This is a genomic window from Tenacibaculum sp. MAR_2009_124, from assembly GCF_900105455.1.
Lineage (GTDB): Bacteria > Bacteroidota > Bacteroidia > Flavobacteriales > Flavobacteriaceae > Polaribacter.
The window spans coordinates 327,207-350,911 of record NZ_FNSF01000001.1 but is presented as its reverse complement, the minus strand read 5'-3'; the positions used below and the strand labels follow the sequence as shown (position 1 = coordinate 350,911).

The window sequence follows — 23,705 nt, the reverse complement described above, 5'->3', positions numbered from 1 at the left end:
GCGCTTAACAAGAGAAGCTCTCTTATTTTTACCAATGAATGGATTTCATAAAAAAATAGAATAATTTTTAGTCTACTCTAACTAGGCAGGCTCATTTATTGAACTCGTTTAAACTTTTTCAATTTGCTAAAAAATTAGTCTTTTTAACCCTATTTTCTCCTTTTTTTCCTCTCGTAGCTCTGCTATGAGAGGAAAAAAAGCCTTCAATAGAACTAAAAACCTTTAATTTTCGCTTAAACTCAAAAAGTTTAAACGAATTCATTTTATTACCCTTTCCAAATGCCAAATTTTAGAAACAATTTGCCAACCATTTTCGCCATTGACAAAACCTAAGTGATCAACAAAAACATTTTGATGTGCTCGGATTCTAACTTTTACGGTAGTACATACTGATGACAGCCAGTCTATCATTAGAATTTCGGCATCAAGTTCCTGTCCTTTGCTTGCTGGCGATACTCTTCCTCCAACATCCTTGCTAAAGCTTTCAATAGCTTCAACAAAAATATTTTGATTGTCAACATCAAAAAGACTAGAACTCTCATGAAATACTTTATTCAATTTTTCAATATCACAGAAATGAATCGCTTCAAAGTATGTTTGTATTGCCTTTAATAAATTGTTTACCGAATTAGTTTCTTGGTTTTGCATGATTTTGTTTTTTTATCAAAATTAAAGGTAACACTTAAGTATTTCTATTCTTGAAATTGATAGTTTTTAATCTTAGTATGAATTTTTCTCAATCTATTCAAATCACACAAATCATTACCTTTGTTAGGTATGGAAATCAAATATTTTAGATTAATAAAAGCTATTGCCGAAGAAGGTAGTATTGCCAATTCTGTCGGAAAACTATTCTTAACCCAATCCGCTTTAAGTCATCAGTTAAGAGAACTGGAAGAAAGATTAGGGTTTAAAGTTTTTCTAAGAACGCGTAACAAATGGGAATTGACAGATGAAGGTGCTGAACTTTATAAATTAAGTAACGAAATACTTGAAAAAATAGATATTAGTTTCCAAAATATTAAACAGCTACAAAATGAATCTACAGGGACAATAAAAGTGAGCACTGAATGTTATAGTTTTTATCAAGGTCTTCCTCCATTTGTGCAAAAAATGGGGCTTTTATATCCTGAAATTAATATTGATTTAACTCTTGAAGCTACTCATCAACCAATACCAAAGGTTATTTCGAATGAAATTGATATCGCGTTGGTAACCGTAAAACCAGAAAACAATGCGTTATCAAGTATTAAAATTCACAACGATGAAATTTATACTATCATGCATAAAGAAAACCCTTTGAGTGAAAAAAAATTCTTAGAACCGAATGATTTTGAAAATATCCATTTAATAATCCATTCATTCCCTTTGAAAACAGTTTCAGTACATGAACAATTTTTAAAACCTAATAAAATAAATCCAAAAAAGATTTCCGCTATCCCTTTAACTGAAGTTGCTTTAGAAATGATTCAAGCCAACATGGGAATTATGTGTATGCCCAAATGGGCAATTAGTTCCTTTCAAATTTCTGGTGATTTAGTATTCAAAACAATTAGCCAACACGGCCTAAAACGAACCCATTATTTAGTTTACCGCAGCTCGGATAGATCAAAAAAATACATCAACAATTTTATTTCAAATTTTAAAGATTATTTTTCTAAAGCCTAAACTTTAAAATACTACTGATCGGTTTTGTTCGCTTAAAAACTCGTTAACCTTCTCTAAGATTATTTCTGGTACTTCTTTATGCGGTGTGTGTTTAACTTCAGGTAATACCAATTGAATTGATTCCCCTTTTGTTTGTCTAACAATTTCCGTTACTTGCTTTAAGGTTCCATATTCATCTTCTTCACCTTGAATTATAAGCGAAGGGCATTCAATATCTTTTAAAAATTCTTCAATATTCCAGTTTCTAAACTCATTGGTTGTCCATGTAGAAGCCCAAGCCCAAAACATTTCGTTCGTTTTAGTTCCATGATATTTCTCCAACCTTGATTTTAAATTAGTGGTTTTATAGAATTGAATTGCTTCTTCTATTCCTTTGATAGTAATATCTTCTACAAAAATGTGCGCTCCTTCCGCAATTACTCCTCGAATTTTTTCGGGATACTTTCCCGCTGTTATCAAAGCTATTGATCCGCCGTCACTATGTCCGAATAAAAAGGCATCGTCAATTTGCCAAAAGTCCAACAACTCTGACAATAAATCCGCCTCTTGTTCCATATAATAATTGTTCCTTTTAGAGTATGAAAAGCCGCAAGATTCACCATATCCTGGTCGATCATAAACAAGGACGTTACATTTGGTAAGTTCACCTAATTTAAAGGGAAAGTCTCTCCATAATTTTATACACCCTAAAGAATCGTGCAAAAAAATTATGGTTGGTCTATCTGGAAATTTATCAATTCTTTTTAATGCGATTTTTTCAAATTCTATTTTTGCTTCTTTTTGTAATTTCATAGTATTCTTATCCTTGATACTGGCTTTGTTTATACTCTTTTTTTATGACAATTTATATCATTACTCACACGACGAATTTGCGATTTTAGAATGATTTCTTTAGTTAATTTTTATCAAAAAAAACACCCTTATTTTAACATAAGAAACCAAAAACATTCCGCATTTGCTTTCTTTTAAATGCGGAATATTTTGATAAACAAATATCTTTATTATGTTCACCTTTTTAAACTCAAATCTAATAAGCTACACCTTCCTTTTTGTACACAAAATAATTATTTTAGTTCTGCTCCTAATCTATATAATTTATCTATCCAATTTTTTCGAAACTCTTCGCTAGAATCGGTTATTGTAGAAATATAAGTAACATTCACAGGACTAATACCACAAAACTCAAGCGTTGCTATTTTAAACTGATTAAGAGCTGGCTGTTTCATTACCTCTTTGTCGTATAATTCTGGAGTATCTGAAGTTATAAAAACACTTGCGGATTTACCTTTTAACAATCCTATTGGTAATTCGTTTCCTTCTTCAAATTTAAACGTAATTCCAGGTAAAAATGTCCTATCAATAAATCCTTTCATTATTGCAGGGTATCCAGCCCACCATAAAGGAAAAAACCAGACAATATGGTCCGCTCTTTTTAGTTTTTCAATAGCATCCTTTAAGTCTGGTTCTAACTCTGTTCTTTTGCGATACCCAAACCTTAAATTAGGATTAAAGTCTAACTCAGAAATATTTATTGTGTCAATAATTGCGTTCGTATTACTCACTCCATTTTTATAAGCTTCAGATAATGCATGGTTGTAACTCTGTATATCTGGGTGCCCATTAATTATTAAAACTTGCTTCATAATTTGTTCTTTATTTTGTTACAAAGAACAGCAAGATAAAATTCCATAGAAAGGACATTTGTCTAATTCGATATCAACTTTCTGATAATACCTTATGTGGTAACTATATTAATTAATCAGTGGTTTAAATGAGTTATCTCTTATCGCGTTTATCAATCCAATAAAAAGAAATATTCCGCATTTAAAAGAGAGTACATGCGGAATATTTTATTTGGTGAACGTTATCATCCTATTTACCTAGAACTTACCTCATCCATCAATCCTTTTTAATATGATTTTTAAGTCCTATTCTATCGATTATTCACACAACCTTTCCCTGAATAGCAAAGTATCTTCTGCGATTATACTTGTCAAGAATAAAAGTCTATTACTTTATTTATCTCTTCATTTTTATCTAGATTATTGTTTCAACCAATTTAAAATAACTCTATTTGTTTCTTCCGGAAGCTCTTGCTGAATCCAATGCCCACAATCTAAACTAACCACATCTACTTTTGGCACAAATTCTGACAACCTTTCAAACTTAGGAATTGTATCATGATTACCATATATCATAAGTGCTGGCTGCTGAATAACTGGGTTTATGTCTGCCAATAAGTGCCAGTTTCGATCGAGGTTTCTATACCAATTTATCCCTCCAGTAAACCCAGATGATTCAAAGGCAGCAACAAAAACAGCTAGTTCACTTTCATTCATTATTGGCTCTCCTAAGGGTTTTTCAGCCCTAGCAAGATTAATCATCAACATCCCTGGTTTAGGTGGTTCGGGAGTTAAATTCTTGCGGAATAAATTACGAAGAAACTCAAATGCTTTTTCTTCCAAAATAGCATCTGCAACTTTTGGTTGTTTATTGAAGTGAACAAAATAAAAATCTTCCCCAAATATTTCTTCCATAGACTCGATCCATGGTTTTTCCCCTCTCTCTTGATAAGGCAATGCCAAGTTTATCACTTTATTTACGCGTTCAGGATGCAGTAATGTTAAATTCCAAACAACATTAGCCCCCCAATCATGCCCTATAAAAATCGCATCTTGATATCCGTAATAATCCAATAGAGCAACTAAGTCGGCAGTCAAATGCTTAATGTCATAATCAGTTACTTCAGAAGGACATGATGAGTTACCGTAACCGCGTTGATTAGGCACAATAACATGATACCCTCCTTCGACCAAGGCAGGAATTTGATAACGCCAAGAAAATGCGTGTTCAGGAAAACCGTGACATAGTATAATGGGATTCCCTGCATTTTTTTTACCTGCTTCAAACACTTCAAGTTCTATACCATTAACAGAAATTAGGGTAGGATGTGGAAAATCTATTGGTTCAAATTTTGTATTAATTACGTTTGTCATTTTATGTATAGTTTAAGAAATAATAAGGTACAAACGTAAAACCGCCCTATGACAACCCTATGTCTAGGGTCAGAAAAAACTAATGTCAGAAAAAACTAATGATACTTATCAAAATATTCTTGCAAAGTCATATTATGCGGTTCAAAACTTTCAGGTTGAACTACTATTCTTTGAATTCTGTCTGGTCGAAAAAACCTAAACTCGTTTCGCAAACGACACCACGCAATCAAATACCAATTTTCGGTACTTATTATAGCGAAAGGTTCTATAATTCTGTCTGTTATGATCCCTTCTTTATTGATATATTCTATCTTTACTAAATTATAATTAGTAAGGGCATTTTGTAAATCTGATAAATTATTACTATTTCTTGTTTGATGTACAACTTCATCATATTGCGTTCTATCTGTAAGTAAATTTGTTTTATCTTTAATACTATATTTTAAAATTGATTTTATCTTATCTATTGCCTCTGAATAATCTTTCACAAATGAAGCATCTTTATTTTTTAACACTAACTGCTCTGCTAGAATTAAAGCATTTGCTTGTTTTTCTGTAAACATTACAGGTGGGATTTTATAGCCGTCCATTAATACATATCCTTTTCCTTCTTCTGTTAAAATAGGAACTCCCGCCTGTTCTAAAGATTTTATATCTCGATAAATTGTTCTCTTACTAACCTGAAATTTCTGAGATAATTCAAACGCCGTAATTATTCTCTTAGTTTGAAATTGAATTAATATAGCGGTTAACCTTGATAATCTATTTGTTTCTGAATATTCCATTTTTGAATGTAGCTAAACCAAGTAATTAATAATACGATCTACTTTTTAATTAATTCTATTTATCCGTCTAATCTTAACATCCCAGAGTCAATCTATTTAATCTAGTTATTATGAACTTTACTATTTACAAATAAGAATTTAGCAAAAGGATCGAAATACATTTATCTGTAGACTTTTGGAAGCCTTTCGGAATCATTGACGTTTTTGTTAGGTTAAGATATTTCTTTTTAAAACCGCACTTCTCCTTTGTAAACTCAGCTATTTTAATTTCTTTAACTCATTTTTAGCATGTACATTTCCAGAATCTATACTTAGTATTTTTCTATAACATTTTTTTGCTTCTTGAACATCTCCAGTCGCCTTAAATGCATCTGCCAAACTATCCCAAACATTTAATGATAAAGGATGATTTTCTGAATTAATTTTAAAAATTGATTTAGCAATTTCTGGCAGATTACGATCACGCAAAGCTATATATCCTAAAGTATTGACATAGCTTTCATCTGGAGTAAACGTCACTCCTAGTTGTTTTGAAAACTTATTATAATGTGTATTAATAATAGTTGGGTCCTTAAAAATTTCGTTAAAATCGGATATTTCAAACCCGTCAAATATAAAACGGAATCCTTTATATGTACTCGGCAAAGGAACGGTTAAGTGTTTTTCATCTTCAAAATACTTAATTTTAGTTCTTAAGTTAGGAGCATTACTATTTTCTAATAACTGATAAAACTCTTGTCCCCATTTAAAATGTCTTTCATCTTCAGCAAAATTGTTTGCTAAAGTTGTATAAACACTTGCATTTAAGTCTGATTTGTTAGGCAATATGCTCTTAGCTCTTTTGCCAATGTAGTTATGATCCCAAAACCAAGATGGGTCTATTAAAATATAATATTGAAACAAAGTTGGATTTTCTAATAAAACATGTAATCCAAACAACCCTCCAAGTGAATGGCCAATAATCATATTTTTCCCGATAGTTCTATATATTGAATTAATATGAGGCATTAATTCATTTTCAATAAAACTCATAAAATCGTTAGCTCCTCCACTTGAACTAAAGCTCAATATATTCTCTCTGTCTAAATAGTTTAAGGAATTCGTAGGCGTGAAATTTTTAACTCTATCAGTATTTTCAATGGCCACTACAATTACTTCCGGTATTTGCATTTTCAAATTTGATATCGAATTCATAGATTGCACAATACCAGTAACCTCGTGAAATTTACTCTGATTTCCATCTAAAACATACACAACAATATATTTTTTTGTTTGAGATGTTTTATAGGAAGTGGGTAAATACACATAATAATTACGAGTTTCATCCAATACTTTAGAAGAAATATTATGTTTTTTGCCTATTGATACTAAATTACTCTCATTTTGAGCAAATATTGTAACACTTGTAAAAAGTATAAAAACTGATAAAAAGGTAAATTTCATTTATTAATCTGGTAATTAGTTGCCTTAGAATTATACCTCCGAATAGGCGGTACAATCGAATTATTTGTGTATTGATTAGATTTTTTTTCGCGAATATAACAAACATCAAAAGTTTTATTTTCGATCTGTTGAACTGAATTAAAAAATTAACTTTTCCCTTACAAAAACAGGAATCACACCTATTCTTTTTCCCTCATCTTATCCTTATTTAACAAAAAAACAATTACAAAAACCACTTATCTCCTTAAAAATGACAACTTTGTAGAAAATTGATAAAAGCTGCTATGATATTAATTGACTCGCAATAAACATCATACACTTTTAAAAAAAAATTATAAATAAATTTTTAATTAAAAACTATTATGAAAAAAGCATTCTTAAAAGTATTTGTGGTACTATTCTCTATGGTTACCATGGTAAGCTGTTCAAAATCAGACGAAGATATTAATTACAACGCAAGCGATCTTCTAGGAGAATGGAATTTAGCAAGTTATACCTATTCAGGAAACTTTGATGTTTCGAATGGTACAATATCACTATATACAGGAGATTTTGAAGGTAGAGCTATTAACATTGATGCGATTACTACTTTTACTGAAAACCCAAATAAAGCAAATTATTCTGGATCATATGATCTTAGTGTGCAACAGACGGACTCCAATGGAGAAACAACTCAAAACACTTATACCTTGGATAATACTACAAGTGTTGTCGATTGGGAACTTAGAGACAATCTTTTAATTCTTTCAAACGGAGAGTTAGTTGAAGTTGATTTACCAGATGAAATCAGTTCTTTTACAAATCTTGGTCATGGAGACCTTGAAATTATAGAGCTAACCTCTAATTCTTTGAAGTTGAGAAAATCTATAGATCAAAATTTTTCTCAAGGAGGTGTCACTGCTATCATCAAATTAGAGATGGCCGTTGATTATACAAGGTAGTATTTACAACATAAAATGAATAAAACAGGAGTTGATTTTAGCCTCCCGTTTTTTATAAAAAAAGAATAGCCTAATCTTCCTGATTAGGCTATTATACGTAACAAAAACTAACAAAATTCAATAAATATACTTACTGAAGTGCTTTATCACCTTTATTAGGGTTGTATGTATAATTAAAGGTGAAATATTTTGATTCTGATGTAGTATCTTCGTCTTTATAGTAATTTAAAATCTCTACTTTAGCGTAGTGTCCATCATGTGTTTTTACGATTAATATTCTTCCAGGAGTTGGACCAATAAGATGTGTACTGAAATTATAAGTATACCATCCATTTCCACTCCCCTTTGTAACAGCTAAAGCATCAGCTGCATCTTGTCTAAATTCTGATTCTACTGGAGCCTCTGTAATCCCAGCAAAAGTTGATTCAACTAACACCATTGAAGCATCTTGAACTCTATCAATATCTTCTAACAAAAAGCCTTTCTCTCCTCCGTTTACAATAATATCAGTAGCTCTAAATGCAATATCCCAATTATCTCCTTCTACTTGTTTTCCTTCAGAAAAACTAAACTTTGTAAAAGGCCCTGTATAATTACCTCTCCCTTCTGCTGGCGCATGTAAATTCTCTATTTTTTTAGTTTCAACTGGTTGAAGTTGTTGATCTGGCTGGTCATTTTCATTGTTATTACAAGATGTAAAAACAAAAGCGATAACTAGCCCCCCTATGATTGATTTTAAATTTTTCATTATATAATCCTTTGTTTGTATTTAAATGTTTATTTGTATTCTTCCGAAAATTGTTCTCCCTAGTTGTAAATAGGCATCATTAGCGATAATATTACCATTGGTATCAGTAAAATTAAAAAGCTCCTTATTCTCTATTCCAGTTTCATTAAACAAATTGTCAATCCCCAATTGCAAATTAATAGTGCTAAACAATGTTTTATTTACAGCCAAATTGACCTGCGTATTAGGCTTCACAAAATTGTCGAAACCATCGATTACGGAATTAGCATTACTATCAAACGGTGCAAACTCACTTCGATATGTACCTCTTAAACTCACTGAGAATTTATGTTTGTAATTATCATAGAATATTCTTGCATTAATCATATGTCTCGAGCGGTTTGCTAATCCAAAATATGATGACGATTGTAGCTCCTGAGAAATACCATTAGAATCCCTATAAAATATTCCGTCATCAATTCGATCTAAATCTTCATTACTTCCAGTATCCAAAAATTGATATCCGGCTAACAATCGAATATTTTTATTAAATCTGTAGTTAATATCTAGTTCAATACCCTGTGTATAAACGCTGCTTATATTTCTGTATGAAAATGTGCGAGTTCCTTGAGGTAAGCCCAAAGCATCATAAGGAAGTTGTGTGTCAAATGTATCTATAAGGTCTTTAATGTTGTTTCTAAAACCATTTACATTTACTTTCAAGCCATCAATAGGTTTCCATTGAAAACCAAAGTTATACCCAATCGATGATTCTGTTTTCAATTCTCTTTGAATTGCACTCAAATCAGTCAATCCGTCAAATAAGTTATGAACGGTGTAAGTTCCTAAAACAATATAACCATTGTTTACATTTCTAAAATCAAAATATAGCTGTCTAAAGTCTGGAATCTTAAACCCATATCCCACAGAACCTTTGAAAGTTAGCTTATCATTTAACTTGTAACTCGCTGACACTTTCGGACTAAATGCCGATTGATAACTATCACTTCCTTCATATCTTGCTCCTAATACTACATTCAATGTAGAAATTGGATTAAAATCATACTGGCCATAGGCATACCAAGATTGAAATTGCTTTTCACCATTTATTGAGTTTCTATCCAACTTATCAAGGTTACCTCCGAATCCACCAATAAGAGTTCCCCATTTTTCAAAATTGTATTGTGTACGAATCTCTGGTCTTAATAAAGTTCTTTTGTTCTCAGCGGTATCTCCATTTAAAGCACTTATAGTTTTGAACTGAGTACCATAAAACGTATAAGTTACATCCCATTTATCTGATATTTTCTGTCTTAATAACGCATTGAAATTCCAATCAGTTTGTGTATTGGTCATTTCACCCACATACTGTTCTTGGTTATAATACCTACCAGACAAATCAAATTCTAAAGATTCAGATATATCATATAAATATCGAGAATTAAAAGTGTAATTTTGATGAGGGTTTACGGTTCTAGAAGACGACAATGGAGTTAAATCGAAACCACCGCTAGAATTTAAGTTTACTCCGACAACAAGCCCTACTTTGTTTCTTCTATAAGTGAAATTGCTATTTACATCCAATTCGTTTCTTCCTCCTCCTCTAGTTAAAACATGAAACTGACCATCCAAACTCTCTCTTAAAGGCTTCTCGGTAATTATATTAATCACTCCACCCATAGCCTCTGAACCATAAAGTGCAGAAGACGGTCCTTTTACAACTTCAATTTGTTTTATATTATTAACGGTAATTCTATTTAAATCAATATTCCCCGCAACTCTTCCCACAATTGGAACTCCATCAATCATAATTAAAGTGTAGTCTGCTGCCACACCCTGTAACTGAACTCCTTCTGAGTTTCCTACATCCTGAACAATAGTTATTCCCGTCTGTTCTAATAATATGTCACGTAACCTTACTGAGCCTGACCTCTGAATTTGTTTTTTTGAAATCAATGTTACGGGCATTGGTACCGATGACAACTGTCTTTTGGTCCTTGTAGCCGTAACAACAACCTCATCTAAATCATTATTCTTAATCGTGTCACTCTTCTTCTCAAGATCGACTTGAGAAAAAGCAGAAACGCTGAATAATAGAGATGATAAAAACAATTTATTTAGAAACATTCTTAATAATTTTGATGCAAATATATTAGTTATTTTTAATCGATCTAAATAAATTTTATATTTTTGTCAAAATTATTTAATCTAAATAAAGAAACAATGAAGAAAAGTATACTATCAATTCTTGCTTTAGCGCTCTCTATCAGCACTATTCAAGCTCAAAAGGGTAAAGACCGGGAGGCCATAAAAAAAATGTGCGGATGTTATGAAGTGACATTTAATTTTGCTGAGACATTTAACAATAGTAAAGATTCTCTTTACAAACCATCAAAAACTAAGACTGACAAGGCTTTAGAATGGGCTCAATTAATAGAGGATGAAAGCAACAAGGTTTCAATTCAACATTTGTTGCAAGTTGGAAATCCAGCTTCACCACATATTGTTAAACACTGGCGCCAAGATTGGACTTACCAAAATCAAGATTTCTACAGGTATAACGGAGATAATGTTTGGCTTTATGAAAACAAAACTAAACGTGAAGTAAAGAAACAATGGACTCAAAAAGTTTATCAAGTTGATGACAGTCCAAGATACGAAGGCTCAGGAAACTGGATTCACTTAAATGGTAAAAGCTATTGGGAAAGTATTACTGACGCACCTTTACCTAGACGTGAATACACTAAAAGAAGTGATTATAATGTAACTGTTAGGGGAAGCAGACATGAAATTACAGATTACGGGTGGTTACATGATCAAGATAATATGAAAGTATTAAGAAAAGCAAATGAGGAAGACTTTGTTTTGGCTCATGAAAAAGGATATAACACCTATGTACGTGTTCCTGATAATAAATGTAAAGCTGCTAAAGATTGGTGGGAATCTCATGCTTCTAAATGGCAAACAGTAAGAACTAAATGGAGCGAAGTATATGGAAGGAATGCCAAGCTATCATTAAAGAAGAAGGTTGAAAACAAACCTTTATACAAGCATCTTTTTTCTGATAAAGTAACAGAAGAAAAAGAGATTAATGAAATTATTGAATCCTTTATAAACAATTAAAACGCAAAAAGACAATTAAAACCTACTACAACAATCATGAAAATAAAATTTTCCCTACTGCTGCTGCTATGTACAATTGTACAAGTTTTCAGTCAGGCATCGCTTGAAGGTACTGTCAAGAACGTCAACAATGAAACGATACCTTTTGCCAGCGTATTTCTGAAAAAGAAACAATTAGGAACCTCTTGTGATGAAAACGGTTCATATACTATTACAAACATTCCTTTAGGTACTTATACTGTTATAGCCAGCGCTGTTGGTTATCACAAAACAGTACTTCAAATTGAAATTAAGGAAGGTGCAAACACGGCTAACTTTACAATTAAACCAAATACTCAACTTGATGAAGTTGAATTATTTGGTTCAAGAAACAAAAGAGCAGAAAAGTTAGAAACCTTAACTCGATTACCATTAGCTCCAAATGAGCAATTACAGAGTATATCAGTGCTATCCCATAAGTTAATCGACCAGCAAAACGCTTTAAGTATAAGTGATGTTACTAAAAACGTTGCTGGTGTGTATACTTTCTCTACGTACGGTAATGTAAGGGAAAGTATGTCGTTAAGAGGATATCGCGGAGTTCCTATATTAAAAAATGGAGTACGAATTAACTCTGACTTTAGAGGAATTGGAGTTCTAACCGATATGTCTGGAGTGGATAACATTCAAGTTTTAAAAGGTATTTCTGCCATTAGTCAAGGGTTAGGAGCTGACATTGGATCTGCTGGAGGAGTTATCAATATCGTTACAAAAACCCCTAAGTTTTACGATGGTGGTGAAGTTACTTTTAGAACTGGTAGCTTCGGTAAAGTAAGACCTACTTTTGATTTTTACGGTGCTATTAACGAGGAAAAAACTTTAGCCTTTAGAGTAGCAGGAGCATACGATAGAGCTGATAGTTATAGAACGCATGTAAACTCTGAACGTTTTTATATTAATCCATCTTTGGCATGGAGACCAGACGATAAAACTACCGTTGTTTTAGAAATGGATTATATGGATGATAGTAGAACTCCCGATCAAGGAACTATCAACTTAGGAACTTATGATGTAAATAACATCTTAAAACTTCAGGATAACAAATTTGTTGGTTTTGACACGGATAGAGCGAATACTCTAAATACTACTTATGCGATCCGATTGGATAGAAAAATTAGTGACAAATTAACAGTAAAAGCTGGTTTGTTCTCTTCTAATTTAGAAACCTATACTGAGGCATCTTATATTTTTCAAGGAGGAGGTAGAACTCAATTACCTATATTAGGGTCAACACAACGTTATAGAGAATACTACGCATCAGGTAGAGCTGATAAAAACAGTGTTTTTCAAATAGATTTAGTTGGAAAAAATGTTCAAACAGGTTCTATAAAACACACATTTCAAGTAGGTGTTGATTATAGAACAACTGACTTTACAAATACGCCTTACACGACTGCTTTTCCAGATGAAACATTACCATATGTTGATATTATTGAGGTAAACCAATCTATTAACAATACTCTACCTGGTTCTGTAAGTGTTACTAAAGGTACTTCAACAACTGGTTCAACTACGAAATCTTACGGATTTACTATTCAGGATAAAATCTCATTCAATGATTGGGCAGATGTCTTTTTAGGTATCCGATATACCTCCCTTGAAAGAACCAAAGGTAATTTCTTAGGCAGAAGTTTAACTGGTGCGAAAAGAGATGATGCAGTAAATCCTTTAGTAGGTTTTAACTTAAAACCTACCGAAAATGTTATCGTATTTGGATCATATGCTAGTAGTTCTAACCCTATGACTTCTTTTTATAGAGATATAAATGGAAACGAGTTAGGAACCGAACGTTGGGATCAAATTGAAACTGGAATAAAATCTACTTGGTTAAACAATTCACTGCGTTTTAATATAACTGCTTTCTATACTAGTAGTAAAAACTTGAATCTTCAAGCTCTTGATACTAACGGAACTTTCTTAGGGTATTATATTAAAGGAGGTGAAGATACTAGAAATGGTATTGAAGTTGAATTGATTGGTAGACTTTTACCAAATTTAGAAGTTATAGGTGGGTATTCTTATTTAAACGCTAAATATAAAGACCATGCCTCATACTATTACAACTCTAGTCCACTTAACACTCCAAAACACACAGCTAACTTTTGGGCCAGATATAATTTCGAAAACTATTTAGAAGGATTATCTTTGGCGGCTGGAGCTTACTATTTGGGAGAAAGACCACATAATGTATGGTCGAGAAACTATACTCATACTGGTGTTGAACCCGGAGTAAAACCATTTGACTTAAAAGCATATACAACCGTAAATCTTCAAGCATCTTATAAGTTTAACAAGAACTTTAGTATTGATGTATTTGGAAACAATGTATTCGACGCTTTAGGTTACAACGCCTATAGAACGGCATTTATTAACAGAATTGACCCAGCAAGTTTTGGAACAACGCTGCGTTATAGATTTTAATTTAAAAAAATGAACAGAAAAAAACTTACCGCTATTTTCATTTTTTGTGTAGGAATGATTGTTGCACAAACTAAAAATGAACTTTTAGATCGCAAGTTTTGGCAAACAAATCCAACTGTACAAACTGTACAGCAGAAAATTTCTGAAGGAAATAATCCAACAGCATTGAACCCATATGGGTTTGATGCCGTTGTTTATGCCATTCTTGAAAAAACCAATAACACTGCTATTAAGCATCTTCTGGCTATTGAAGGCAACGATGTGAATAAATTGACGCATGACAAGAGAACATATGTTTTTTGGGCTGCTTATTCTAATAATGTTGAATTAATGAAACATTTAATAGCCAATAACGCCAGAATGGATTTAAAAGATTCTCATAATTTCTCAGTATTGACCTTTGCTGCTGCAACCGGACAAACTAATACTAAAATTTATGATCTGTGTATTGACAATGGAATCGACATTAAAAATGATACTGACGAACATGGAGCCAATGCTCTTTTATTAGCTTCTGGTAGTCTAAAAGACTTTTCTTTGATTGATTATTTTGTTTCAAAAGGAGTTGACATTCAAAGTAGAGATCATGACGGAAATGGAATTTTTAATTATGTGGCTAAAGGAGGAAACAAGGATCTTCTTGTAAAATTAAAAGCCAAAGGAATTTCAACAGATAAGTTAAATAAAAAAGGAGAAAATGCTTTGTTTTTAGCTACAAGAGGTTCTAGAAAGGGGTATAATTCATTAGAATATTTACAATATTTAGAAAGTATTGGTTTAGAGGTGAATATTACCAATAAAGACGGAAACAATCCTTTACATAATCTAGCTTATGGAAACAAAGATCTTAATACGTTTCAATATTTCTTAAACAAAGGAGTAAATCCAAACCAGGTCAATAAAGAAGGTAACTCAGTATTAATGCATGCTACTTACAGAAATTCTTCCGAGATTGTTTCTCTTTTTGCGAACAAAACAAAAGACATAAATCATAAGAATAAAGATGGTAATTCAGCTTTAACGGCGGCAGTTGCTGGAAATTCTAAAGATGTAACGAACTTAATATTGAATAAAGGAGGAGATATTAAGGTAATCGATACTAAAGGAAATTCATTGGCCTATTATTTAATAGAAAGTTATAGTCCTCGTTATCAAGAAGATTTCAATAAAAAGAAAGCTCTTTTAGTTGAAAAAGGATTAAACTTAAACGCTTTACAAGCAGGCAATAACACCTTGTTTCATTTAGCTATCGACAAAAATAGTGTTGATTTATTAAAGGGGCTTAGTTCTTTAAATTTAGATGTTAACGCAAAAAACAGCGATGGTTTAACCGTGTTACACAAAGCTGTAATGTCTGCTAAAAACACTGAAATCATTGAATACCTATTAAGTATTGGAGCTAAAAAATCAATCACTACGGAATTTGGTGAAACTGTATTTGATCTTGCAAAAGAAAATGAGATATTAAGTTCAAAGAATATAGATATTAACTTTTTAAAATAGTAAAATTATGATATCAAAAAAAATCTTAACACTTGTTTTAATTAGCTCGCTTTTTTTATTCGGTTTCACAGGAATTACTAACAATACCTCGTATAAATGTATGATTCAAATGAAGAACTATACAGGTGAAGGAGCTTATATTGTAATTTCAATATTAGATAAAGAAAACAAGTATGTTGAAACCGTATATGTGCAAGGTGATGATGAAGAATGGTATTCTGATATCACAGAATGGTGGAACTATCAAGGAAAAGTTCGAGCTGACATTGATGCTATAACAGGTGCTACTATCAGTGGAGGAAATAGAACTATTAGTGTTATTCAAATTGATAATAACAAAATAGACAAAGGATACAAATTACGTTTTGAATCTGCTGTTGAAGATCAAGAATATTACAAGGATGATGTTCAATTCGAGCTGACTTCTGAAAATTTAAAAAGTAAAATAGAAGGAAAAGGCTTTATCAGATATATACGCCTAATTTCGCAATAATTGTACATACCGTATGACCATTTCTATTTGGAGATATAGCCACTTAACCTTGGCTATATCTTCTTTCATTTTTATACTCATTGCTTCTATTACAGGAGCTATTTTAGCCTTTGAACCTATTGAACTTCAAAGCTCAAACACGAGTATTGCAAACTTAAGCGACCACAGTTTAGGAGAAACACTAGGAATATTAACAAAAAAATATTCTGAGGTTATTTCTATTGACATCGATAAAAATAGTAGAGTAAAAGCCTCTGTAGTTACTAAAAATGGTCAGAATGAAACCTTTTACATTCATCCAAAAACTGGTAAGAAATTAGGTGAACTCACCAAAAGGAAATCCATTTATAAGTTTGCTACAAGTCTACACAGATCTCTATTTCTAAAATCAACAGGAAGATTCATCGTAGCATTTGTTTCTTTTCTTTTACTAATAATTGCCATTACTGGAGTTGTTTTAATAGCCAAACGCCAAGGTGGAATTCTCAAGTTTTTTTCGAAAATAGTCAAAGAACAATTTGAACAATATTATCACATTGTCATTGGTCGTTTTACATTGATTCCTATCATCATAATTACGGTTACAGGAATCTACTTATCCTTAGATAAATTCTCTGTACTTCCAAAAGAAAAAGTAAAGCATTCTGTTACTTTTCCCGAAAAATCAATATCAAAAAAAGAGCCCTCAGAATTTACCATTTTTCAGCAAACACCTCTGTCAAGTATTAAAAGTATCGAGTTTCCTTTTTCCCCTGATGAAGAAGATTACTTTACATTAACTTTAAATAATAGAGAACTTTTTATTCATCAATATTCTGGTCAAATCTTAAGTTCATATGTATATAACAATACAAGCAATTTTCTTGATTTAAGTTTTATATTACACACAGGAAATGGCAGTTTTACTTGGGCGATCGTACTTTTTATTTCTTGTATTGCAATACTTTTTTTTATTTATTCTGGTTTTTCTATTACTTTAAGAAGAAGAAAAAGTTCTGTTGAACTTATTAAAAACAACTATGATAAAGACGAAGCTGAGTACATAATTCTTACAGGTTCAGAAACAAATAATACGATTTATTTCGCTAATACATTATTCAATTCTTTTTTGAATAGTAATAAAACAGTTTACTCTACCTATTTAAACAATTATACATCCTATAAAAAAGCGAAATATTTAATCATATTAACATCAACATATGGAGATGGTGAGGCTCCTTTAAATGCCAAAAAATTTGAATCTCTTTTGGCTACAACAAAACCTCAACGACCAATGAAATATACCGTTGTTGGATTTGGTTCTTTGGCGTATCCTAAATATTGTGAATATGCTATTGAGGTAGATGAGTTATTCAGAAAAAAAGAGGAATTCTCTCCTATTTTACCCTTAACAAAAATCAACAATCAATCTTCAGACACCTTTAAAAATTGGGTATTCAAACTCAATGAACGATTGCAAATAGATTTAAACGTTACTTTAGAGAAACGAATCCCTAAAAAACAACATTCTTTCAGTGTTGTTTCCAAAACAAATTTAAACTCGGACGATACATTTTTATTAAAACTCAACCCTAGTAAAAAAGAGAACTATCATTCTGGAGATTTACTAGCTATTTATCCAGAAAAAGATGGTATCGAAAGGTTGTACTCTATTGCTCGTGTTAACAACAATATTCTTCTAAGTATAAAAAAGCATCAGTTTGGAGTTTGTTCCAACTATTTAAATGAACTTGGAAATAATGTAGCTATTCAAGCTATTATCAAAAGAAATGCAGAATTTCACTTTTCTAAAAAAGCAAAAGAGGTTTTATTAATTTCCAACGGAACTGGAATTGCCCCTTTTCTAGGGATGATTTCCGAAAACACTTCTAAAATAAAAACACACCTTTTCTGGGGAGGAAGAACATTCGATTCATTTAAATTGTATGAAAAATTTATTACTACTAATCTTGAAAACAATCAGCTTTGCTCTTTTCATGTGGGATATTCTCAACAAGGGAATAGTAAAACATATATCCAAGATGTTTTAAAGGATCAGCGCGAGATAATTCTTTCTACACTTAAAAATAAAGGTTGTGTGTATATTTGTGGATCTATTGCCATGATGAATGGAGTACTTCTAGTTATTGAAAATATTTCTAAAAATGAATTGGGTATTTCCTTAGATACTCTAAAAAAAGAAAAAAGAATAAAAACAGATTGTTACTAGTTTTTATTCTTTAATACTTAACTGATTTTACAAATAAGTGTTTTGTATATCAGTAGTTTTATAAGGTTCTTACAAATTCTAAGATGCTCCGAGCATCTTCTTCGGAAAGATTTTGCCCGACCATTAATAGGTTATTATAATCTTTTAATAATTGCTTCGCTATAGGGTCTTTTTTTGTCATTTCCATTGGATTCAACATCATGTTCATAATCCATTCTGGTGATCTTTTGGTTAGCAAACCCTTCATAGGAGGCCCTAGAAACTTTTTATTGGCTTTATGGCAACTGGTACATTTTTGCTTAAAATGCTCAGCTCCTTTTTTAGCCAATTCTTTATCAATTTCTCCGAGCTCTAGCGATTTAATGGGGCCTATTCCTTTATTTACGAGATCCACTATTTCATTTTTTTCAACAGTCGTTTGTTTGTTTTCTATCTTCTCAGGAATAGAAACTACAGCATCTGTTGAGCTCTCCTGTTTCTTTTCCTTTTTATCTGAACAACTACTGAAAATTATTGCAATACAGAACATTAATTGCAATACTCTAATTTTATTTCTTTTCATTTGTTTCAATGTTTTAAACAATTACAAAGAATATGCTTTGGTGGAAGAGTCAATATCAATACAACCTTTTTGTTTCCCTGGTACGGGGTCGTAATTTAAAACCTCTTCCCCTACTCGCTCCGTGTTTTTATAAGCAAAAACACTTAAATTTCTTATTCCATCTAAGGTTACATATTTAAGATCTTCACTATCCACATCTGATTTACTTTCAACAGCCGCAAAAAAACGTTGCATAATACCATTATGTTCTTCTTCTGTCTTCTTTAAAACTTTAGCCAAAACATCCTCTACTTCCGCTTCTTTCACATTAAAAAAGTTAATAGACTCTTTTGTCCCTTTAAAAATATTTACAATACTTTCAAACCCTTTTCTATACAATTTTTGATCTTTCTCTTCATAAACCTCAGCCACATATCGATCAATGAATTGCGGAACGTTTACCTCCGTAGCACTAGGAGAATCTTCTGTTTTAGGCAAAATAACATCTACAATTGTATTTAATAATGGAACCTCTTCAACAGTAAAAAATTTCGGAACCCAAGATATTTTTTCTTCTTTCGCGCAACTCTGTAATAAACTTAAAGCCGTTGGAGTTACTAACAATGTACCTATCGATAAGCCTAAACCTTTTAAAACTTCTCTTCTGTTCATAATTACTATTTTATAAATTCCCTTTTTTAAGTTCACTAACCGCATAATTTGCAGCCCTTGCCGTCATCGCCATATAGGTTAACGATGGATTTTGACAAGCTGACGAGGTCATTGCAGCACCATCAGTTACAAATACGTTTTTAACACTGTGTACTTGATTATATTTATTCAATACCGATGTTTTAGGATCTCTCCCCATTCTTGCTGTTCCCATCTCATGGATACCTAATCCAGGAGCTCCAATACTATCCATCGGTTTTATATCTTTAAATCCAGCTCGTTCCAACATTTCCATACCTTGTTGAATCATATCTTTTCGCATATTCAACTCATTTTGTTTAAACTCAGCATCAAATGTTACTGTAGGTAAGCCCCATTTATCTTTCTTTTCATAATCTAAAAACATCATATTTTCATGGTAAGGTAATGTTTCACCAAAGCCCATCAATCCCATTGTCCATCCTCCAGGCTGCATTATTGCTTCTTTAAAAGCTTTCCCATAACTTAACTCTCTAATACTTCCTGACCAATCTTCTCTACTAGCTCCTCCTTGATAGCCATAGCCTCTTAAAAAACTTTTTTGATTTGTGTCTCCACCTAAGTTTCTAAATCGAGGAATATAAACACCATTCGGTCGCCTTCCTGAATAATACTTATCATTAAAGCCATCAAACTTTCCATAAGCACCTGCCTTAAAATGATGATCCATAATATTATGACCTAATTCTCCAGAGTCATTTCCCATTCCTTCAGGAAATCGATCCGATTTTGAATTCAATAAAATATATGTTGATGCAATTGCTGAAGCACATAAGAAAACAACTTTAGCTTTATATTCTATTGTTTTATTGGTTTCAGCATCAATAATTTTGACTCCAGTTGCTTTTTTAGAGTCCTTATCATAAACGATCTCATATACAATCGAGTTAGGACGAATTGTAAGATTCCCTGTTTCTTCCGCTGCGGGTAATGTAGATGAATTACTACTAAAATATGCCCCGAACGGACAACCTCTCATACATCGGTTTCTATATTGACAATTTACCCTGCCTTTTCCTGGTTTCGTTCCTTCAGTAATATGAGCGGTTCTACCAATTGTCAATAGTCGATCTTCATAATTTTCTGAAATGCTACCCTTTAAGTGGGTCTCCACACAATTTAACTCCATTGGTTTTAATAGTTTTCCATCTGGTAATTGTTTTAATCCCAAATTCTCACCACTTACTCCAATATACTCTTCAACATAATCGTACCAAGGAGCTAAATCTTTATACCTAATTGGCCAATCTACGGCAACTCCTTCTTTTGCATTTGCTTCAAAATCAATGTCGCTTAAGCGATAACTTTGACGCCCCCACATGAGGGATCTTCCCCCTACATGATACCCGCGTATCCAATCGAATCGCTTGTTTTCATTATACGGGTGCTCAATATCGTCTACAAAAAAATGACTTCTATATTTTCTTGTTGTATACCCCGTTCTATGCTGCTTTTCCTGACGCTTTATATCCTCTTGAGTAGGTTTTCCAGCATTTGGGAAATCCCATGGATCTAAATTTGCTGTTGGATAATCTGTTGGGTGATTTACCATTCTCCCTCTCTCTAAAACCAAAGTTTTAAGTCCTTTTTCACACAACTCTTTAGCGGCCCATCCCCCTGAAATTCCGCTTCCTACAACAATAGCGTCATAAGAATTTACATCTTTAGTTATATTCATTAGCTTATATTTTAAAGATTATGATAGTTTTTGTTGGAAAGAAAATTAGTCAAAGATTTTTGATTTCTCATATTCTTAACATAAAAAACGTGAAAAGAAGAGCGAAAACGTTTTCTGAAACCAAACGCACCTCTTTATTACCTATTTACAATATTATACATCTAAAATTAATACATTTAATAAATCTTTAACTCAAAAAATGAAATATTCACAAACTAAAAAAATAGTAATTTTGGTTATGTTACTGTTGTGCGTAGCATATTCATGTAAAAAAGATGTTCAGAAGACTAAACAAACTGAATCGGCAACTATTGAAATTAAAAAAGCTGATTATAAGCTTTCTTTAGCTCAATGGTCACTCCACAAAGGAATTTTCGATGGCTCCATAGATCCAATGAATTTTGCAGACGACGCAAAAAAGTTTGGCTTTGAAGGACTGGAATACGTAAGTCAATTATATGTATCAGAAGAGGTTTCTTACCCATATAAAGAAAAGGGACTTGATGCCATTCTGAAGGAATTAAAAAGAAGAAGTGATAGTTTAGAAATGAAAAACTTAATTATCATGATTGACAGAGAAGGTGATTTATCTTTTTCAGATGAGGAGATCACAAATAAAGCTATCGAAAATCATAAAAAATGGATTGACGCTGCTCAATTCTTAGGTTGCCATTCTATAAGAATTAATCTATTTGGTGAAGAAGATAAACAACTTTGGATTAAAAACTCTGTACGTTCTTTAAAAATGCTTGTTGAATACTCAAAACCAAAAAATGTTGCTATTTTAGTAGAAAATCATGGAGGTAATTCAAGCAAAGCCAATCTTTTAGCTGAAGTAATGAAACAAGTTAATTCTGATTATTGTGGTACATTACCTGACTTTGGAAACTTCTGCGTGAAAAGAGAAGGTAATGCGCGTTGGTCTGCTCCATGTGTTGAAGAATATGATATTTATAAAGGTATTGAAGAGTTAATGCCCTATGCTAAGGGAGTTTCAGCAAAATCATACGCCTTTAACGAACAAGGCAAGGAAACAAAAATAGATTATCAAAGAATGCTACAAATTGTTTCAAAGTCAAATTTTACTGGTTTTATTGGTGTTGAATATGAAGGAAGTTCCGATTACAAAGAAGGAATTCTAAAAACGAAAGACCTAGTAAAAAAATGTATAAACAACCTTAATAACTAAATAAACATGAAGTCTTTAACCTATACTAAACTATCATTCATGATGTTCCTTGAATTCTTCATTTGGGGAGGATGGTTTGTAACATTGGGCGCATTTATGGGGAATAACTTAAATGCCTCTGGCGCGGATACTGCTATGGCCTATTCTACACAGTCTTGGGGTGCAATAGTTGCTCCCTTTATTATTGGACTGATTGCCGATAGGTATTTTAACGCAGAGAAAATACTTGGAGTTTTACATTTAATAGGTGCAGCATTAATGTATATCATGTCACAAGCCACTACTTTCGATTCTTTTTATCCATATGTTTTGGGGTATATGATAGCCTATATGCCTACCTTGGCTTTAGTGAATTCCGTAGCCTTTAATCAAATGAACGATCCTTCGAAGCAATTTCCTTTAGTTCGTGTTTTTGGTACGATCGGATGGATCGCTGCAGGTTGGATTATTAGTTTGGCATTTAAATGGGATGCTATTGAAAATATTGAACAAGGCATGTTGTCAAATACCTTTACCATGGTAGCTATAGCCTCATTAATTTTAGGTCTTTTCAGCTTTATGTTACCAAAAACTCCACCTTCGAATAAAAATGAAAAAGTAACCATTTCGGATATTCTAGGACTGGATGCGTTGAAATTACTGAAAGACAGAAACTTCTTAGTGTTCTTTATTTCATCGGTTCTTATTTGTATTCCATTGGCTTTTTATTATCAAAATATTAGCCCATATTTAACAGAACTTAAAGTAGAAAACTCTACAGCATGGGCCTCTATGGGACAAATGTCAGAGGTGGTTTTTATGCTATTACTTCCATTTTTCTTTAAAAAATACGGGTTCAAAAAAACCATCTTATTTGGAATGCTAGCATGGGGAATTCGATATTTATTATTTGCTTATGGAAATTCTGGTGATCTATTCTTTATGATTGCCGTCGGTATAGCCTTGCATGGCATTTGCTATGATTTCTTTTTTGTTTCGGGTCAAATTTATACAGATTCCAAAGCTGGTGAAAAAGTAAAAAGTGCTGCACAAGGATTAATTACACTTGCAACATATGGTGTTGGAATGCTAGTTGGCTTTTGGGTGGCTGGACAAATCGTTGATCAAAATATTTTAACTGAAAACGGTGCTCATAATTGGCAAAGTATATGGACATTCCCAGCAATTTTTGCGGTGGTAGTTTTGTTCATTTTTGCAATATTGTTTAAAAACGAAAATGTAGAATATAAAGCTTGATA

The 23,705-nt window shown here is 32.2% G+C and carries 20 protein-coding genes; 9 read left to right on the top strand and 11 right to left on the bottom strand.

The genetic code is table 11. The annotated features are described in order from the left end of the window. Positions 1–258: 258 nt before the first annotated feature. Positions 259–648, bottom strand: a complete 390-nt coding sequence (locus tag BLW23_RS00795; protein ID WP_093667352.1) for a nuclear transport factor 2 family protein — start codon at positions 646–648, stop codon at positions 259–261. 129 nt (positions 649–777) lie between these two features. Between BLW23_RS00795 and BLW23_RS00790 the strand changes: the two genes are divergently transcribed. Then, positions 778–1,668, top strand: a complete 891-nt coding sequence (locus BLW23_RS00790) for a LysR family transcriptional regulator (protein WP_093667351.1) — start codon at positions 778–780, stop codon at positions 1,666–1,668. A gap of 3 nt (positions 1,669–1,671) precedes the next feature. Here BLW23_RS00790 and BLW23_RS00785 read toward each other — a convergent pair whose 3' ends face one another. The 5 genes from BLW23_RS00785 to BLW23_RS00765 all read right to left on the bottom strand — a co-directional run bounded on the left by BLW23_RS00785 (position 1,672) and on the right by BLW23_RS00765 (position 6,892). After that, complete coding sequence (locus BLW23_RS00785; protein ID WP_093667350.1) at positions 1,672–2,460, bottom strand: alpha/beta fold hydrolase; 789 nt, start codon at positions 2,458–2,460, stop codon at positions 1,672–1,674. A gap of 272 nt (positions 2,461–2,732) precedes the next feature. Continuing rightward, on the bottom strand, positions 2,733–3,311 hold the full coding sequence (locus tag BLW23_RS00780; RefSeq protein WP_093667349.1) for an NAD(P)H-dependent oxidoreductase: 579 nt from the start codon (positions 3,309–3,311) through the stop codon (positions 2,733–2,735). Between the two features lie 399 nt (positions 3,312–3,710). Beyond that, the gene (locus BLW23_RS00775; RefSeq protein ID WP_093667348.1) at positions 3,711–4,664 is read right to left on the bottom strand and encodes an alpha/beta fold hydrolase; all 954 of its coding nucleotides are present in this window, start codon (positions 4,662–4,664) and stop codon (positions 3,711–3,713) included. A gap of 95 nt (positions 4,665–4,759) precedes the next feature. After that, a complete protein-coding gene (locus tag BLW23_RS00770) occupies positions 4,760–5,449 on the bottom strand; it encodes a helix-turn-helix transcriptional regulator (protein ID WP_093667347.1) in 690 nt (229 codons plus the stop codon). Positions 5,450–5,707: 258 nt separating this feature from the next. Beyond that, on the bottom strand, positions 5,708–6,892 hold the full coding sequence (locus BLW23_RS00765; RefSeq protein ID WP_093667346.1) for an alpha/beta hydrolase-fold protein: 1,185 nt from the start codon (positions 6,890–6,892) through the stop codon (positions 5,708–5,710). Positions 6,893–7,254: 362 nt separating this feature from the next. Between BLW23_RS00765 and BLW23_RS00760 the strand changes: the two genes are divergently transcribed. Continuing rightward, the gene (locus BLW23_RS00760; protein ID WP_093667345.1) at positions 7,255–7,833 is read left to right on the top strand and encodes a hypothetical protein; all 579 of its coding nucleotides are present in this window, start codon (positions 7,255–7,257) and stop codon (positions 7,831–7,833) included. Positions 7,834–7,963: 130 nt separating this feature from the next. Here the strand turns inward: BLW23_RS00760 and BLW23_RS00755 are convergent, their stop codons facing one another. Together BLW23_RS00755 and BLW23_RS00750 are read right to left on the bottom strand one after the other, a co-directional pair. Then, on the bottom strand, positions 7,964–8,581 hold the full coding sequence (locus tag BLW23_RS00755) for an HmuY family protein (RefSeq protein WP_093667344.1): 618 nt from the start codon (positions 8,579–8,581) through the stop codon (positions 7,964–7,966). A gap of 21 nt (positions 8,582–8,602) precedes the next feature. Further along, positions 8,603–10,687: a TonB-dependent receptor plug domain-containing protein gene (locus BLW23_RS00750; protein ID WP_093667343.1), complete on the bottom strand. Its 2,085-nt coding sequence runs from the start codon at positions 10,685–10,687 to the stop codon at positions 8,603–8,605. Positions 10,688–10,783: 96 nt separating this feature from the next. Between BLW23_RS00750 and BLW23_RS00745 the strand changes: the two genes are divergently transcribed. The 5 genes from BLW23_RS00745 to BLW23_RS00725 are packed head-to-tail and all read left to right on the top strand — an operon-like array spanning position 10,784 to position 18,348. Next, the gene (locus BLW23_RS00745) at positions 10,784–11,683 is read left to right on the top strand and encodes a DUF6607 family protein (RefSeq protein ID WP_093667342.1); all 900 of its coding nucleotides are present in this window, start codon (positions 10,784–10,786) and stop codon (positions 11,681–11,683) included. Between the two features lie 36 nt (positions 11,684–11,719). Continuing rightward, the gene (locus tag BLW23_RS00740) at positions 11,720–14,143 is read left to right on the top strand and encodes a TonB-dependent receptor (RefSeq protein WP_093667341.1); all 2,424 of its coding nucleotides are present in this window, start codon (positions 11,720–11,722) and stop codon (positions 14,141–14,143) included. A gap of 9 nt (positions 14,144–14,152) precedes the next feature. Next, entirely contained in the window at positions 14,153–15,646 is a 1,494-nt protein-coding gene (locus BLW23_RS00735; RefSeq protein WP_093667340.1) for an ankyrin repeat domain-containing protein, read from the top strand. A 7-nt stretch (positions 15,647–15,653) separates the two neighbouring features. After that, positions 15,654–16,139, top strand: a complete 486-nt coding sequence (locus BLW23_RS00730; protein WP_093667339.1) for a DUF2271 domain-containing protein — start codon at positions 15,654–15,656, stop codon at positions 16,137–16,139. A 13-nt stretch (positions 16,140–16,152) separates the two neighbouring features. After that, positions 16,153–18,348: a PepSY domain-containing protein gene (locus BLW23_RS00725; RefSeq protein WP_093667338.1), complete on the top strand. Its 2,196-nt coding sequence runs from the start codon at positions 16,153–16,155 to the stop codon at positions 18,346–18,348. Positions 18,349–18,406: 58 nt separating this feature from the next. Here the strand turns inward: BLW23_RS00725 and BLW23_RS00720 are convergent, their stop codons facing one another. From BLW23_RS00720 to BLW23_RS00710, 3 genes are read right to left on the bottom strand one after another with little or no spacing between them, the layout of a single operon-like run. Beyond that, positions 18,407–18,910, bottom strand: a complete 504-nt coding sequence (locus BLW23_RS00720; protein ID WP_255362697.1) for a c-type cytochrome — start codon at positions 18,908–18,910, stop codon at positions 18,407–18,409. 21 nt (positions 18,911–18,931) lie between these two features. Next, a complete protein-coding gene (locus tag BLW23_RS00715; protein WP_176829720.1) occupies positions 18,932–19,561 on the bottom strand; it encodes a gluconate 2-dehydrogenase subunit 3 family protein in 630 nt (209 codons plus the stop codon). Between the two features lie 10 nt (positions 19,562–19,571). Beyond that, positions 19,572–21,278, bottom strand: coding sequence for a GMC oxidoreductase (locus tag BLW23_RS00710; RefSeq protein ID WP_093667336.1), 1,707 nt, complete (start codon positions 21,276–21,278; stop codon positions 19,572–19,574). Between the two features lie 199 nt (positions 21,279–21,477). On the opposite strand from BLW23_RS00710, the gene BLW23_RS00705 reads away from it, so the two are divergent. Both BLW23_RS00705 and BLW23_RS00700 read left to right on the top strand, forming a co-directional pair. Continuing rightward, on the top strand, positions 21,478–22,467 hold the full coding sequence (locus BLW23_RS00705) for a sugar phosphate isomerase/epimerase family protein (RefSeq protein WP_093667335.1): 990 nt from the start codon (positions 21,478–21,480) through the stop codon (positions 22,465–22,467). A gap of 6 nt (positions 22,468–22,473) precedes the next feature. Beyond that, positions 22,474–23,703: a nucleoside permease gene (locus BLW23_RS00700; protein WP_093667334.1), complete on the top strand. Its 1,230-nt coding sequence runs from the start codon at positions 22,474–22,476 to the stop codon at positions 23,701–23,703. Positions 23,704–23,705: the final 2 nt, after the last annotated feature.